This window comes from Microbacterium sp. T3-8, from assembly GCF_055398145.1.
In genome coordinates, this window is the sequence record NZ_AP027918.1 from 23,215 (window position 1) to 38,030 (window position 14,816).

15 protein-coding genes and 1 tRNA gene are annotated in these 14,816 nt (G+C 70.2%); 9 read left to right on the forward strand and 7 right to left on the reverse strand.

The features are described from left to right. Positions 1–45: 45 nt before the first annotated feature. Positions 46–960 carry a helix-turn-helix domain-containing protein gene (locus ACZ5Y9_RS00120; RefSeq protein ID WP_464471923.1) on the forward strand — a complete coding sequence of 305 codons (915 nt, stop codon included), beginning with the start codon at positions 46–48 and terminating at the stop codon, positions 958–960. Positions 961–1,060: 100 nt separating this feature from the next. Here ACZ5Y9_RS00120 and ACZ5Y9_RS00125 read toward each other — a convergent pair whose 3' ends face one another. After that, complete coding sequence (locus tag ACZ5Y9_RS00125) at positions 1,061–2,251, reverse strand: MFS transporter (protein ID WP_464471924.1); 1,191 nt, start codon at positions 2,249–2,251, stop codon at positions 1,061–1,063. A 129-nt stretch (positions 2,252–2,380) separates the two neighbouring features. Between ACZ5Y9_RS00125 and ACZ5Y9_RS00130 the strand changes: the two genes are divergently transcribed. Beyond that, positions 2,381–3,787 (forward strand): MFS transporter, encoded by a 1,407-nt coding sequence (locus ACZ5Y9_RS00130; protein WP_464471925.1) that lies wholly within the window; start codon positions 2,381–2,383, stop codon positions 3,785–3,787. 15 nt (positions 3,788–3,802) lie between these two features. On the opposite strand, the gene ACZ5Y9_RS00135 is transcribed toward ACZ5Y9_RS00130, so the two are convergent. Beyond that, complete coding sequence (locus ACZ5Y9_RS00135) at positions 3,803–4,369, reverse strand: MarR family winged helix-turn-helix transcriptional regulator (RefSeq protein ID WP_247624324.1); 567 nt, start codon at positions 4,367–4,369, stop codon at positions 3,803–3,805. 107 nt (positions 4,370–4,476) lie between these two features. Here ACZ5Y9_RS00135 and ACZ5Y9_RS00140 point away from each other — a divergent pair, with 107 nt between their 5' ends. Then, positions 4,477–5,295, forward strand: coding sequence for a hypothetical protein (locus ACZ5Y9_RS00140; protein ID WP_464471926.1), 819 nt, complete (start codon positions 4,477–4,479; stop codon positions 5,293–5,295). 169 nt (positions 5,296–5,464) lie between these two features. Here ACZ5Y9_RS00140 and ACZ5Y9_RS00145 read toward each other — a convergent pair whose 3' ends face one another. The 3 genes from ACZ5Y9_RS00145 to ACZ5Y9_RS00155 all read right to left on the reverse strand — a co-directional run bounded on the left by ACZ5Y9_RS00145 (position 5,465) and on the right by ACZ5Y9_RS00155 (position 7,580). Next, entirely contained in the window at positions 5,465–6,103 is a 639-nt protein-coding gene (locus tag ACZ5Y9_RS00145) for a hypothetical protein (protein ID WP_464471927.1), read from the reverse strand. A 1-nt stretch (position 6,104) separates the two neighbouring features. Further along, entirely contained in the window at positions 6,105–6,710 is a 606-nt protein-coding gene (gene dcd / locus ACZ5Y9_RS00150; RefSeq protein WP_464471928.1) for a dCTP deaminase, read from the reverse strand. A gap of 192 nt (positions 6,711–6,902) precedes the next feature. Continuing rightward, a complete protein-coding gene (locus ACZ5Y9_RS00155) occupies positions 6,903–7,580 on the reverse strand; it encodes a GAP family protein (protein ID WP_464471929.1) in 678 nt (225 codons plus the stop codon). Between the two features lie 103 nt (positions 7,581–7,683). Between ACZ5Y9_RS00155 and ACZ5Y9_RS00160 the strand changes: the two genes are divergently transcribed. The 3 genes from ACZ5Y9_RS00160 (at position 7,684) to ACZ5Y9_RS00170 (ending at position 10,659) form a co-directional block, all read left to right on the forward strand. Continuing rightward, positions 7,684–7,757: transfer RNA gene (locus ACZ5Y9_RS00160), tRNA-Gly, on the forward strand. A gap of 113 nt (positions 7,758–7,870) precedes the next feature. Next, positions 7,871–9,709: an AMP-dependent synthetase/ligase gene (locus tag ACZ5Y9_RS00165; RefSeq protein WP_464471930.1), complete on the forward strand. Its 1,839-nt coding sequence runs from the start codon at positions 7,871–7,873 to the stop codon at positions 9,707–9,709. A gap of 26 nt (positions 9,710–9,735) precedes the next feature. Next, complete coding sequence (locus ACZ5Y9_RS00170) at positions 9,736–10,659, forward strand: DUF1295 domain-containing protein (protein WP_464471931.1); 924 nt, start codon at positions 9,736–9,738, stop codon at positions 10,657–10,659. A 43-nt stretch (positions 10,660–10,702) separates the two neighbouring features. On the opposite strand, the gene ACZ5Y9_RS00175 is transcribed toward ACZ5Y9_RS00170, so the two are convergent. Beyond that, positions 10,703–11,197, reverse strand: a complete 495-nt coding sequence (locus ACZ5Y9_RS00175; protein ID WP_464471932.1) for a sigma factor-like helix-turn-helix DNA-binding protein — start codon at positions 11,195–11,197, stop codon at positions 10,703–10,705. Between ACZ5Y9_RS00175 and ACZ5Y9_RS00180 the strand changes: the two genes are divergently transcribed. Beyond that, positions 11,196–12,527: an MFS transporter gene (locus ACZ5Y9_RS00180; protein ID WP_464471933.1), complete on the forward strand. Its 1,332-nt coding sequence runs from the start codon at positions 11,196–11,198 to the stop codon at positions 12,525–12,527. The genes ACZ5Y9_RS00175 and ACZ5Y9_RS00180 overlap by 2 nt on opposite strands. A gap of 16 nt (positions 12,528–12,543) precedes the next feature. Here ACZ5Y9_RS00180 and ACZ5Y9_RS00185 read toward each other — a convergent pair whose 3' ends face one another. Beyond that, complete coding sequence (locus ACZ5Y9_RS00185; protein WP_464471934.1) at positions 12,544–13,170, reverse strand: DUF1684 domain-containing protein; 627 nt, start codon at positions 13,168–13,170, stop codon at positions 12,544–12,546. Positions 13,171–13,258: 88 nt separating this feature from the next. Here ACZ5Y9_RS00185 and ACZ5Y9_RS00190 point away from each other — a divergent pair, with 88 nt between their 5' ends. Both ACZ5Y9_RS00190 and ACZ5Y9_RS00195 read left to right on the forward strand, forming a co-directional pair. Beyond that, positions 13,259–13,930 (forward strand): alpha/beta fold hydrolase, encoded by a 672-nt coding sequence (locus tag ACZ5Y9_RS00190; protein WP_247624314.1) that lies wholly within the window; start codon positions 13,259–13,261, stop codon positions 13,928–13,930. Between the two features lie 66 nt (positions 13,931–13,996). Beyond that, positions 13,997–14,767, forward strand: coding sequence for a hypothetical protein (locus tag ACZ5Y9_RS00195; RefSeq protein ID WP_464471935.1), 771 nt, complete (start codon positions 13,997–13,999; stop codon positions 14,765–14,767). Positions 14,768–14,816: the final 49 nt, after the last annotated feature.

Genomic DNA, 14,816 nt, shown 5'->3' on the forward strand with positions numbered 1-14,816 from the left:
TCCTATGAGCGGAATAAGGCCGGGCACGACCGCGTTTCCGAAAGCATGACTGTGGATGCGGATGCTCTGGCGCGCGTGCTCGCGACCGTCGACCTCCGCGTGGGCTTCGCCCGCCGCGTCCCCATCTCCTCGGGCGAGCTGCTGCCGATGATGCCCGACGCCATGACGCTCGTCTACGTCGCCGAGGGCGGGGTGGCGGGGCATCCGCCGCTCCAGGCCGGATGCCGCCTCGACGTCGATCGCTCCTCGCAGGAGGTGTCGGTCGATGCCGGCGCACCGCGCGATCTCCTGGTCTCCGGCGACGCCTTCCTCACACGGGGCGGCTCCCCCTTCGCTCTCGAGGCCGACGGCGACACCACTCTCATCGTGCTCGACATCGAACTCGCCGACGCGGCATCCCCGCTGCTCGCCCTGCTGCCCGATCTCGTGACCGTCACCGGCTTCGACGCTCTCGAACCCGCCGCCGCCACGCTCGCCGCCGGCATGGGACTCGTCGACCCGACGCAGTTCCCGCTCCGGCGCACCGACCCGGTGATCTGCAAGCTCATGGCGACCACCGTGTTCCTGTCGGTGATCCGTGCGTGGGCCGAGAACGGCTGCGCGCCCGCCGGATGGCTGCAGACGTCGAGCGACCCGTTCCTCGACCGCGTGATCGACGCGATCCACGACGAGCCCGGCCGCGACTGGACCGTCGAGCGCCTCGCGAGCGTCGGCGCGATGTCGCGCTCGGCCTTCGCGGAGCGGTTCCGCAGCGCGATCGGACGCTCCCCCGCCGAGTACGTCACCGAGGTGCGCGTCGATCAGGCCAAGCGGATGCTCGATGCCGGGCGGTCCGTGTCCGACATCTCGCGCGCGCTCGGCTACGCCTCCGACGAGGGGTTCAGCCGCGCCTTCCGCCGACGCACCGGCATGACGCCGTCGTCCTGGCGCCTGGCCCACCGCACGCCGGTCTCGGCGTAGCCTCTCGCGCGCGAAAACGGAGACGTCACGGCCGAGGCTCGGCGTGTCCCCCTCGGACACGCCGAGGGAGACTCGACCGGTCTGGGTTTTCGTCCGGGGCTCAGCCGCGCACGCGGTTCGAGAGCCCGAAGAGCACGGCGCCGATGACCAGGAGTGACGCCCCCAGCACGTAGGCGACCTCGACCCCGGCTCCATCGACGAGGAATCCGCCGAGTCCGGCCGCGAGCATGATGGCTCCCTGGAATCCGACGACCACCAGGCTTCCGCCGGCCTCCAGTCGCGACGGCATCCGATGCCCGACCCACGTGTTCACCACGATCAGCCACGAGGCGAAGAAGAAGCCCCACACGAACACGACGACCGCGATGCCGACGACCGAGCCCGAGAGCAGCAACATCGAGGCGACCGACACGGCGATCACCAGGGGCGCGAGCACGGCGAAGAACGCGAAGGTCTTGTCGATCACGAAACCGATGACGAGATTGCCGATCAGACCTCCGGCGCCGAACAGCGCGAGCAGCACGACGATGGTCGTGGCATCCGCATCGGGAATGCGCTCGAGCGCGAGCCGCACGTACGTGTAGGCGAGGAAGTGCCCGAGAACGACGAAGACGTGACCGATCAGACCGAGTCCGATACCGGGCTGACGGACCGTATCGACCAGCAGACGGATGCTCGACGCCTGCGCCGCGGGCACCGAGGGCAGCAGTGCGCGCAGGGCGATCGCGAGGAGTCCGGTGGCGACGCCCGCGATCGCGAACACCGTGCGCCAGTCGACGATCTCGGCGAGCATCACGCCGAGCGGCACACCCGCGACGGTCGCGAGCGAGGTGCCGGCGGCAGTGAACATCACGGCGCGGCCGAGGCGCTCGGGGCCCGCGATGCGCGCCGCGACGGTGATCGACATCGACCAGAAGGCGCTGATCGCCGCCCCCAGCAGGAACCGGGCGAGCAGCACGATGATCAGGTTGGGGGCGATCGCCACGATGAGGTTCGAGACGGCGGCGGCGAGCGCCATCCACACCAGCAGCGACCGGCGGTCGAGGCGCGGGAAGATGAGCCCGATGGTCGGCGCGACGATGAATCCGACGAGCGCGGTGACCGTCACGGTCTGACCGGCCTGCCCGGGCGTCACGCCGAGCGCGGTGGCCATCTCGGTGAGCACGCCGTTGGGCAGGAACTCCGCCGTCACGAGCAGGAAGCTCATGAGCATGACGACGATGAGCCCGCCGTAGCGCATCCGTCCGGCCGGGGCGGATGCGGTGGTGGGCACGGGGGAGGTGATCGTCATGCCTTCAGCCTGGTGCACACGGATGCAGCGCGCCCGACCGCGCGTCCACGGCATCCGACCGATCGTCCGGGGCCTGCGGCACGGCGCGCCGTCACCGCCCGTTCACCGGGTGCGGCCAGACTTCGACTCATGAGCGCACCCGAATCCCAGCCCGGCGCCCCCGAGCCGGTCGCCACGGCGAACAGCGGCGCCGTCGCCGTCATCGGCCTCGAGTTGCGCGGCGAGACACCGGCCCCTAAGAAGCAGGTCTTCTCATGGGCGCTGTGGGATTGGGCGACGCAGCCCTTCAACACCGTCATCCTGACCTTCGTCTTCACCGCCCTCTATCTCGTGGGCGAGGGGTTCCTGCCCGCCGACATCGCGGCGCTCGACGAGAACGACCCGGTGCGGCTGGCGGCCGAGGCCGACCTGACCTCGGGCCTCGGCCTGGGATCGACGATCGCGGCGTTCGGCATCCTGCTGCTCGCTCCCGTGCTGGGCCAGCGAGCGGACGCCGCGGGGCGACAGAAGCTCTGGTTGGGCATCGGCACCGGTGCCCTGATCCTGTGCATGCTGGGGCTGTGGTTCGTCGAGCCGACGCCGAGCCTGTTCTGGCTGGGCGTCGCGCTGATCTCGGCGGCGACGGTGTTCCAGGAGATCGCGGCGGTCAACTCCAACGCGATGCTCATCGGCATCGCGAACCCGAAGAACGTCGGACGCATCTCGGGTCTCGGCTGGGGCTTCGGCTATCTCGGCGGCATCATCGCCCTCGCGATCGTGGTGGCGTTGAACGCGGTCGACTGGTTCGGGATGCCGACCGACAACGGTCTCGTCTACCGCCTGATCGCGGTCGGCTGCGCGGCGTGGGCGATCGTGTTCAGCATCCCGATCTTCCTCAATGTGCCCGAGCCCTCGCTCGGCCGCCCCGAGCGCAGGGTCGGATTCTTCCGCTCCTACGTGCTGCTCGTGAAGGACGTCGCCGGTCTCTACCGCGACCCCGAGACGCGCCCGACGTTCTGGTATCTGCTCTCGAGCGCCGTCTTCCGCGACGGCCTCGGCGGAGTGTTCGCGTTCGGGGCGATCATTGGCACCGCGGTCTTCCGCTTCGAGACCGACGACATCATCATCTTCGGCATCGCCGCGAACCTCATCGCCGGGGTCTCGACGATCCTCGCCGGGCGCCTCGACGACCGCGTCGGCCCGAAGCGCATCATCCTCGTGTCGATCGGCTCGATGATCGTCGCCGGACTCGCGGTCTTCCTGCTGCGCGACGGCGGGGCGATGGTGTTCTGGATCGGCGGACTCATCCTCTGCGCGTTCGTCGGACCGGCGCAGGCCGCCGCGCGTTCGTTCCTCGCCCGGGTCACCCCGGCCGGACGCGAGGGCGAGATCTTCGGCCTCTACGCGACGACCGGCCGCGCGGCGAGCTGGATGGCCTCGGGGGCCTGGACGCTGCTCATCGTGCTGACGGCGCAGACCGCCTTCGGCATCCTGGGCATCATGATCGTGCTGATCCTCGGCTTCCTGCTGCTGCTCCCGGTCAAGGCGCCGCGCTGATCGGAGCCCCGCGGTCTAGCGCTGCCAGTTGTCGGCGAGCTTGTTGAGAAGACGGGCCAGCTCGGTACGCTCCTCGTCGGTGAACGCGGCGAGCGCGCCACTGAGCATCTGACGCCGCTCGCCCCGCACGCCGCGGGCGAGGCTGCGTCCCTCGTCGGTGAGTGCGATGCGCGTGCGACGGGCGTCATCGGGATCGGCTTCGCGCCGCAGGAATCCGTGGTCGACACCCTGCTGCACGAGCCGCGAGGCGCGCGGCTGGTCGACGCCGATCGCCGCGCCGAGCTCGCTCACGCTGAGCGGTGCGGATGCCGCGGCGAGGGCTTCGAGCATCCGCATGCGCGCGGGGCCGCCGAGGCGGCCGGAGGGATCACCCATCCACGGGGGCATGCCGGGGTGCCCGTGGCCGAAGGGTCCCCCGCGCTCTCCCCCGCGCGGTCCGCCGTGCCAGCCGTGCGGACCGCCGTGACCGTGATCGTGGGGCCCGCGGTCAGCGCGGTCGCCGCGGTCGCCAGGTCGACGTCCGCGCAGACGGGACAGGGCCTGGGCGATCGCTTCGGCGGGGTCGATCTCTTCGGTGCTCACACATCGATTTTACATGCTACTTGACATGCATTCACATCGCATGTCACACTACATGTACATGCACAGTGACATACACGTGCACCCTGACATGCAAAAGGACGCAACCCATGAACACCTCTGAACAGAACCCCGAGAACACCGCCCGCCCCTTCGGCTACTGGCTGAAGGCCGTCGACCGCCTCATGGCGGCCGAGTTCGCCGCCGCCTTCGACCGCGAGGGCGATGAGGTCGGTCGCCGAGACTGGCGCCTCCTCAACGTCGTCGACGGCACGATGCCGGCGCGACGCCCCCTGAACGATCACAAGCTGCACCCCCTCATCGAGCGCGGCTGGGTCATCGCCGACGGCGACGGCTGGACGCTCACCGACGACGGACGCGCAGCGAAGGACCGCCTCGGCGCGATCGTCGACGGCATCCGCGCGAAGGTCACGGGAGCCGTCTCCGAAGACGAGCTCGCCACCACCCTCGCCTCGCTCGAGAAGATCGCCCGCGCCTTCGGGTGGGACGAGGAGACTCCTCTCCCCCGGTCGCGCCGCCACAGCTTCGGCCCCCACGGACGCTTCGGAAAGCACGCCGGCCCGCGGCACGGCTTCGGCCGCCGTCACGGTTTCGGCCCCGGCTTCGGTCCGGGTCGCGGCTTCGGCCCCGGTCGCGGTTTCGGACCGGAGCACGGCTTCGGACCGGAGCACGGCTTCGGACCGGATGCCGACCGCGAGCGCGACTTCGGCCCCCGTCACGGCTTCGACCCCCGACACGGCTCCGGCCGCGACGCGGACTGCGGCCACGGCTCCCTCGGCGAGCACGGCCACGGATCCCACGCCCACGGTGACCACCGCGGGCGCGGTCCGCACCGCGCCGCGCGCCTGGCGCAGCACGCCTATGAGCGCGGCTTCGACGCCGGCTTCAGCCGCGGGCGCGACGCCTGACCCGAGTCACCCCATCAGAGGGGCGGATGCTTCGGCATCCGCCCCTCTTCGCGTCGTGCCCCTGTACCCAACTCAGGAAAAACGGCGCTCACACCCGTCGAATCGGCCGAGACGGCGCCGGTTCTCGGCATTCGTCCTAAGTTAGTGCCACGCTCCCCGTTCACACCGCTCAGATCGGCAGAGCGTCGGAGCCGGACACCGGCGCCGCGGCCACGAGGGTGCTCGATCCGTGGGCGGACGAGGCATCGTCGAAGCCCGGGATGTTCAGGGTCGTGCTCGTCGCGAGGTAGATGACGAGGGCGATCGCGCCGGCGAGCAGCAGCACGAGAATGCTGAAGATCGCGACGGTCCAGGCCCGGTAACCGCCGGATGCCGGAACCTCGGGTGCCACGAATGCCGGGTCGGGCTCGGGCGCGGTCGACGCGGCCTCGGGAACGACGGCGGGCACCGACGCGGGCGGGGTACGACGACGCAGCGATGCGGATGCCGGAGCACCCGCGGCATCTCCGTCGAACGCCGGCGGCGGAGGGACCACAGCGTCACCGGTCGTTCCCTCGAAAGCGGGAGGCGGCGGCACGATGTCGTCGGTGGACGCCGACAACGGTGGAACCGAACCGGTCAGCGGACCGTCGAACGCAGGCGGCGGGGGCACGACGAGGTCGGCCCGATTGTCGTCGAAGACCGGGGGCGGCGGCACGACAGCGGCGGCCGCGGCATCGTCGAAGACGGGAGGCGGCGGGACGACGGCATCCGCCTCGCCGTTCTCGCGCTTGTCGGGGTCGGGCGGGGTGGTGCTGTCGCTGGTCATGTCAGCCTCCGAGGGCTCCGACGTCTGTGACGCCGACGTCTGTGCGATGGAAATTCTGGAAGGAACGGGATGCCGTCGGCCCCCGCTGTCCCTGGTACCGATTGCCGTAGGGGCCGGAGCCGTAGGGGTTCTCGGCGGGCGAGGTCAGGCGGAAGAAGCAGAGCTGCCCGATCTTCATGCCCGGCCACAGCTTGATCGGCAGCGTCGCGACGTTGGCGAGTTCGAGCGTGACGTGTCCGGTGAAGCCCGGGTCGATGAACCCGGCGGTGGAGTGGGTGATGAGGCCGAGGCGTCCGAGCGACGACTTGCCCTCGAGGCGGGCGGCGACGTCGTCGTCCAGGCTGACCTGCTCGAACGTCGCTCCGAGCGCGAACTCGCCCGGGTGCAGGATGAACGGCTCGTCGGGGTCGACCTCGATCAGCCGGGTGAGCTCGGGCTGATCGACCGAGGGATCGATGAAGGGGTACTTGTGGTTGTCGAACAGCCGGAAGTACCGGTCGAGCCGCACGTCGACGCTCGACGGCTGCACCATCGCCGGGTCGTGCGGCGAGAGCCCGATCTTGCCGGAAGCGAGTTCTGCCCTGATGTCGCGATCGCTGAGAAGCACGGGTTCAGCCTAGTTGCCGCATGGTTCGTGCTCACGAAGTATGCCCGTATTCGACGACCGAAACGGGAATCTCGACCGTCTGGACTTATGACGCGCTCCCCCGGGTGCGTCGAGGCCACCCCGAGAGGTGCACCTCCGGCGTCAGCCGGGGGGGTGCGCCTCTCGTCATGAAACGACGACGTCCAGCATCCGCTACGGCCAGAGGATGCCGATGCCGCTGCCGACCGCCGAGAAGCCGAGCACCAGGAACAGCACGCACATGATGGTGTTGTTCTCTCGGCTGAGCCAGACGTGCAGCGCCGCGAGCGGCGCACGCAGGCGGTCGGCGGCGATCGCGTAGGCGACGACGGGGACGAGCACGGTGGATGCCGCGATCACCGCGAACACCACGATCGGCACGAGCAGCTCGGTGCCCTCGAGGTCGGAGACGCCGAGGTCGATGGCGACGCTGAGGCTGAAGATGTAGGTCTTGGGGTTCACGGCCGAGAGGAAGAGGCCGAACCGCAGCGCCGCGGCGCAGTCGAAGGCGTCGACCTTCTGCATCCATCCCGGCAACTTCGGCTCTTCGCCGGGCTTCGGGCGCTTGCGCCACTGGCCGACCGCGAGCACCACGAGCAGCACGCCGACCACCAGCTTGGCGAGGCCCGCCGGAACACCGGGTTCGGAGTCGTCGCGGTCGGGCAGGAAGGTCGACAGCGCCGTGAGCACCCCGATCACCACCAGGATGCCGACGATCCACCCGATCAGGAACCCGAGGCTGCTCGTGCGCGCCTTCGGGCTCAGCAGGGTGAGGATGACGACGATGATCGGCAGCGGACTGATCGCGATGCCGAGCGCGAACGGAAGAAGCTCCCCGATGACACTGCCCATACCGACATCATGGCGCGGATCCGACGAGCCGCGTGAGCGCTTTGGTCGCGGGCCGGGCGGCAGGTAGGCTGGCGTCACCCCGTTCCGCAAGGATGCGGGGTTCGGGGCTGTAGTTCAATGGTAGAACTTCTGCTTCCCAAGCAGACAGCGCGGGTTCGATTCCCGTCAGCCCCTCCACTCGAACCCCCGGGACACACCCGGGGGTTTTCTCATCCCATCCGAATCCCCACCGGCTCCGAACAGCACCCAATGGGCGGCTCTGGCGCGCCCGCAGACCGAGAGGAGCCCCGATGATCGAGTCGTCGACCCCACCCCTCGCCGCCCTCGACGGCTACCGCAACGTCACCGACCTACTGGTCCGGCGCGAAGCGGATGCCCCCGATCACGTCGCGTTCGAGGTCGACCGCGACGGCGGCTGGCAGCCGGTCACCACCCGGGAGTTCGCGAACGAGGTGCGGGCCCTCGCGAAGGGGTTCATCGCCCGCGGCATCCGCACCGGTGATCCGATCGCGATCATGGCGCCGACGCGCTACGAGTGGGCCGTCGCCGATCTCGCCGCCTGGTTCGCCGGCGCCGTCGTCGTGCCGATCTACGAGACGTCGTCGCCCTCGCAGGTGAACGCGATCGTCGCCGACGCCGGCGTGCGCCTGGCGATCGGCGGCACCACGGCGCACGCCGAGCTCCTTCAGGCGGCTCTCGCGCACGCCGACGCTCCGACGCTCGGCGCGTGGACGATGGATGCTGACGACAACCCCGGAGCCGCGGCATCCGGAACCCTCAACGACCTCGTCGCGCGGGGCTCCGACATCGCCGACGACGCAGTCGAGGCACGCCGAACGCACGCCACGCAGGACGACCCCGCGACCATCGTCTACACCTCGGGAACCACGGGCGAGCCCAAGGGCGTCGTGCTCACGCATCGGAACTTCCTCGGCCAGGTGCTCAACATCGCCGCCGCGTACCGCGAGATCGTGAACGAGAACGGCAACACCGTCATCTTCCTGCCGCTCGCCCACGTGCTGGCCCGCGGACTCCAGCTGATCTGCCTGGCCAGCGGCATGCGCATCGCGCACCTCTCCGACCCGTCCACGGTGGTGTCGACCCTCGACACGCTGCGCCCGACGTTCCTGGTCGTCGTGCCGCGCGTGCTGGAGAAGATCCAGGCGGCCGCGGCCACGAAGGCTGCGGACAAGGGCCTGAGTCGTGTCTGGGCGAAGGCTCACGAGACGGCCGTCGCCTGGGGCCGCCGCGCCGAGCGGATCGACGCGCGTCGGAGAATCCCGAACCGCCGCGGGCTCCGCCTGCGCCACCGCTTCTTCGACGCCCTCTTCTACCGCCGCCTCCGCACCGTGATGGGCGGGCGCGTCGGCTACATCCTCTCGGGCGGAGCCGCGCTCGACCCCGAGCTCTCGCTCTTCTTCCGCGGCCTCGGCGTGCCCGTCATCGAGGGGTACGGGCTGACCGAGACGACGGCGCCGCTCACCGGCAACCTGCCGGGTCTCATCGCCTCGGGCAGCGTCGGCACGCCGCTCCCCGGACTCACCGTGCGCATCAGCGACGAGGGCGAAGTCCTCGCCCGCGGGGTCGGCGTCTTCGACGGCTACCGGAATCCGGCACACAACGAGGATGCCTTCATCGACGGCTTCTTCCGCACCGGCGACCTCGGGCGACTCGACGACCAGGGCCGGTTGTTCCTGGAGGGCCGGCTCAAAGACGTGATCGTCACCTCGAACGGCAAGACCGTCGTGCCGACCCGCTGGGAGAGCACGGTCGAAGCCGATCCGCTGGTCTCGCACGCGGTGATGGTCGGCGAGGGAAAGCCCTACCTGTCGGCGCTGCTGCTCCTCGATCCCGAGCAGACGCGGGCCTGGGCCTCCGCCGAAGGCATCGCGCTCCCCTCGGGTCCGATCGACGACATCCGCACGGTCGCCGATCCGGCCCTGCGCGCCCACCTGCAGCGCGCCGTCGACGCCGCCAACGCACTCGTGGCGCACAGCGAGCAGGTGCGCCGCTTCAGCGTCGTGCTCGCCGACCTCGACGACCGCGAACTCGTCACCCCCACCATGAAGCTCAAGCGGAACGTCGTGCTCGATCGCGCCGCCGTCACCGTCAACGACCTCTACCTCTGACCCCCCTGAGAAACGGAAAGAACGCCATGTCGTCGCCGACGCCCACGAACACCCGCTCCTCGCGCACCTCGCTGATCGCGATCGTCGCCGCCCTCGTCATCGGCGCGCTCGTCGCACTCGCCGGCAGTCAGAACGGCGCATCCGTCGGCGGCATCCCGCTGTTCGCGGTCGCGGTCGCGGCGGCGTTCGTCATCCAGATCCTCGCTTTCATCCCCGCATTCCTCCTGCGCACCGAGCGCTTCTTCGACCTCACCGGCAGCGCCACCTTCTTCGTGATCTCCGTGGTTCTCGTGCTGCTGACGCCGATGCCCGACGCGCGCAGCTGGATCCTCGCGGGCATGGTGATGCTGTGGGCCGCGCGCCTCGGCTCGTTCCTCGCCATGCGCGTGCACAAGGCGGGATCGGACGGCCGATTCGACGAGATCAAGGGCTCGCCACTGCGCTTCCTGCAGGTATGGGTGATCCAGGGCGCATGGGTGTCGTTGACGGCGGCGGCCGCGTGGATCGCGATCAGCACGGATGCCGCGGCCCGGCCGCCCCTCGGATGGCTGAGCATCGTCGGGGTCGTCGTGTGGGCTCTCGGCATGGTGGTCGAGATCGTCGCCGACGCCCAGAAGTCGGCGTTCCGGAAGGACCCGAGCAATCGGGACGAGTTCATCCGCACCGGCCTGTGGTCGCGGTCGCGCCACCCCAACTACTTCGGCGAGATCGTGATCTGGGTGGGAGTCTTCATCACCGCGGCGCCCGTGCTCACCGGGTGGCAGTGGGTCGCCGTGCTCTCGCCGCTGTTCGTGATCCTGCTGCTCACGCGGGTGAGCGGCATCCCGCTGCTCGAGGCGAGCGCCGAGAAGAAGTGGGGCGATCGCGCCGACTACGTCGCCTATCGCGACAGCACGCCGGTGCTGGTGCCGCGTCTCACGCGGCCCCGGGTGAGCGAGACGGCGCGGTAACGAGTCCCTCGTCGGCCGGTCGGTCGGTCCGTCCGGCAGACCGTCAGCTGGCGAGGTCGGCGATGCGCTCGGGCCCGGACTCGCCCCGAATGTTCGTGAGCGCGGCGCGCGTCAGCGCGCGAACGATCGCGAGGGTCGTGCCGGTCACCGATGCGATCTCGACCTGGGAGAGACCGAAGTAGTGTGCGAGCGCGAGGCATCGGCGCTGCTCATCCGGCAACGGGCGCCAGGCCCCCGGAGCGCGCCGGCCCACCGACTCGGCGTAAGCGATCTCCGAGATCCACCCGATCACGGACCCCCGCGTCGAAGCGCCCTCCTGCGCGCGACGCCATATCTGGAGGTATGTCGCCTGAAGGGCTTCATCGCTGACCGTCGGGTCGTCGACGACGTCGCGGATGAGACGCAGAACCGGAACGCAGGTGAGGTCGTACACCTGGGCGATGGCCTCCTGATCCCCGCCTGCCGCAGCCTCTACGAGCTTCCGCAGCAGCGCCTCGTCATGCCCCGCGGGGACCTCGACCACGACTGCGGCATCCATGCTCCGATGGTTCCACCCCGGCGCACAACGCCGACGGGCCGTCATCGGAAGCTCGGTCGGAACCATCATCGAGTGGTACGACTTCACCCTCTACGGGCTCGCATCGGCTCTGGTCTTCGCGCCGCTGTTCTTCCCGGGCGGTGGCGACTTCGCCGGGCTGCTGGGCGCATTCGCGACGTTCGCCGTCGGCTTCGGCGCCCGCCCGATCGGCGGCCTCGTGTTCGCGCACTTCGGAGACCGGATCGGCCGCAAGGGCACCCTCCTGGCCACGCTCCTCATGATGGGCATCGCCACGACCCTCATCGGCCTGCTGCCGACCGCCGAGACCATCGGCATCTGGGCGCCCATCCTGCTGATCGTCCTGCGCCTCTTCCAGGGCGCCGGCGCGGGTGCGGAGTTCGCCGGCGCGATGACGATGGCGAGCGAGTCGTCCGACACGCGCAACCGCGCCTTCATCGCGGGTTTCCCCGGAGCATCCGTCTACGTGGGCATGGCACTCGCCACCGCTACCTTCGCCCTCATCAGCCTGCTGCCGGTCGAGCAGTTCCAGGCGTGGGGATGGCGCATCCCGTTCATCGCGAGCATCGTGATCGTGGCGTTCGCACTGTACTTCCGCCTGCGCGTCAAGGAGACCGCGGCGTTCGAGGCCGCCGAGCGCGATGGCGAGGTGACGCGTGCGCCGCTGGTCACGGCGGTGCGCTCGCACTGGCGCACCCTGCTCGCCGGCATGGCGCTGTTCGTGTTCGCCCTGCCCTGGGTCTACGTCGTGCAGACGTTCTCGATCTCGTACACGACCGGCACGCTCTCGGTAAACCCCACGCACGCTCTCATCGGCCTCATCGTCGCGGAGTTGCTCACCATCCCCGCCACCCTCGGGTTCGGGCGTCTCGCCGACCGTATCGGCCGCAAGCCCGTGCTGATCGGCGCGGCGATCTTCGCGATCGCCTTCGCGTTCCCGATGTTCATGCTCTTCCAGACGGAGAACTCGGTACTGGTCGCCCTCGGCCTGATCCTCGGTCTGGCGATCGTGCAGGGGGCGACGATCGGCGTGTCCGCGGCGATGCTGGCGGAGCTCTTCCCTACCCGCATGCGCTGGAGCGGCATCGCGATCTCGCGCGAGATCCCGGCCGCCCTCGTCGGCGGCACCGCCCCGCTGGTCGCCACCGCGCTCGTCGGCCTCTCCGAGGGTGCCCCCTGGCTGGTCGCCGGCTACCTCGTCGGCCTGAGCGTCATCGGACTGATCGGCATCTCCGTGCTGCCCGAGACGCTGCACCGGGCGGATGCCGCTGCTCCGGTCGACACGGCCGACGAGTCGGTCTCCACGAGATGAGGTCTGCGAGGAGAGCTCAGCCCGCGTACATCTCCCCCACCGGCACCGCGACGGGGAGCACGTTGCCGGGCTGGGCGAGTGGGCAGGCCCACGCCGGGTCGTAGGCGCACGACGGGTTGTACGCGAAGTTGAAGTCGAGCACGAGCGTTCCGCCCGCGGCATCCGATCCGAGGTCGGCGCCCTTGATCGTGTCGACGAGGTAGCGTCCGCCGCCGTAGGTGCCGCCAGGCTTGCCGGCGAGCGCATCGCGCACCGGGATGAAGAGCCCGCCGCCGTACGTCGTCAACCGCCACACGTCGAGCGAACCGGCATCCGGCACCTCGACCCGACCGATGCGCTCGAAGGGCACGACGCCGTCGGTGCCGGTCGCGAAGTCGAATCCGCCGGGCTCGGCCTCGAGGATCGGCAGCTCGAACCGCCACTGCGCGTCGTACGAGGCGATCGGCAGCCCCTCGAACATCACGCGGTCCTCGGGCAGCAACGCCGTGGCGGGATGGTGCAGCATGAGGTCGTCTCGTTCGATGCGCCACAGCTCGTGGGCGTCTTCGGGCGAATCGGCCTCGCGCACGGCGGCGTAGAGGGCGAAGACACGGCGTCGCCAGTCGGCGACGTCGAGGGCGGTGCGCGATGCGGGGGTCGACATGCGTCCAGGCTACGGGGGTTCGCCCGCGCCGGGGCGGGCGAACCGGAAGGCCTGGTGCGGATGCCGTGCGCCGGACTACCGTGACCCCATGGCGACCTTCGCGCTCATCCACGGCGGCGGATCGACGGGCTGGGACTGGCACCTGGTCGCGCCGCACCTCGAGCGCGCCGGGCACGAGGCGGTGGCGGTCGACCTCCCGACCGAACGATCGGATGCCGAGCTCTCCGACTACGTGCGCACGGTCGTCGAGGCCGTGGGCACCCGCGATCACGTGATCGTCGTCGGCCATTCGCTCGGCGGCTTCACGGCGCCCCTCGCGGCGGAGGCGCTCGAGGCGGACGGACTCGTGTTCTTCTCGGCGATGATCCCGCAGCCGGGCGAGACGTTCATGGACTGGTGGACGAACACCGGCCACGACCGCGAGAGCATCGACGACGACCCCGAGGTCTCGTTCTACAACGGTGTGCCGCGGGAACTGGCCGACGAAGCGCGTCGACGCGAACGGGACCAGCAGGGCGCGTGGCTGTCGAAGCCGTGGCCCGGCGATCGTCTGCCGGCGATCCCGACGATCGGGATCGTGTGCGCCGACGACAACTTCTTCCCCGCGCCGTTCATGCGCCGGGTCGTGCGCGAACGCGTGGGGCGCGACCCCGTCGAGGTGCCCGGCGGGCACTATGCGGCTCTCACCCACCCCGCCGAGGTCGCCGCCGCGCTCGACCGGTTCGCCCGCGGGATCGACGACGCCCGGGCGAACCGGTGAGCACGAGCATCCGATTTCATGGATCGCGCGTCAGCGAATTTCGGTCCAGCCGGGGAGGATGAGGGGGTGCCCGAGCTGCTCCCTCCCCCGCCCGACCGCGAGCCCGACATTGCCGACGACTTCGCCGACGGCCCCGACCCCGACCTGTGGGTGACGAGTTACCTCGCGCACTGGACCACGCCGGAGCGCGCCGAGGCGCGATACGAGACCGGGCCGGAGGGGCTGGTGCTGCGGATCGACGCCGACCAACCCGACTGGCGGCCGGAGGACGCCCCGATGCGGGTGTCGAACGTGCAGACCGGATCGTTCAGCGGACCCGTCGGATCGACCCGCGGCACGCACCGGCACCGCCCCGACGGGCTCACCGTGCGCACCGCCGTTCCGACGCGGCTGTCGTGGGCGCCCCGCCGCGGGCGCGTCGACATCACGGTGAGCGCGAGCGACGATCCCGGATGCATGCTCGCGGCCTGGCTCGTGGGCACCGAGCACGAGTCGGAGCACGACCGCGGAGAGGTCTGCATCTTCGAGATCGACGCGCGGCCGGGCGCGACGAAGTGGACGGCGCGCTGCGGCATCAAGGCGCACGGCGACGACCGGCTCGTGACCGACATGGTCGAGGTCGCGCTCGATCACGACGCCCGCACCCCGCACACCTGGACCGCGATCTGGGGAGACGGCGAGACGGTCATCGGCTGCGACGGCGTCGTGGTGTTCCGCGCGGCCCGGACGCCGCGGCATCCGATGTTCCTCATGATCGATCTGTTCGAGCTCGGGGAGCCGGGCGGCGAGTACCCGAAGACCGCGGTGATCCACGCGGTGCGCGGCTGGAATGCGTGACGTAACGCACTGATCGGTGCGAAACGCCGGCAAAGGAGCCCCGGAAGCG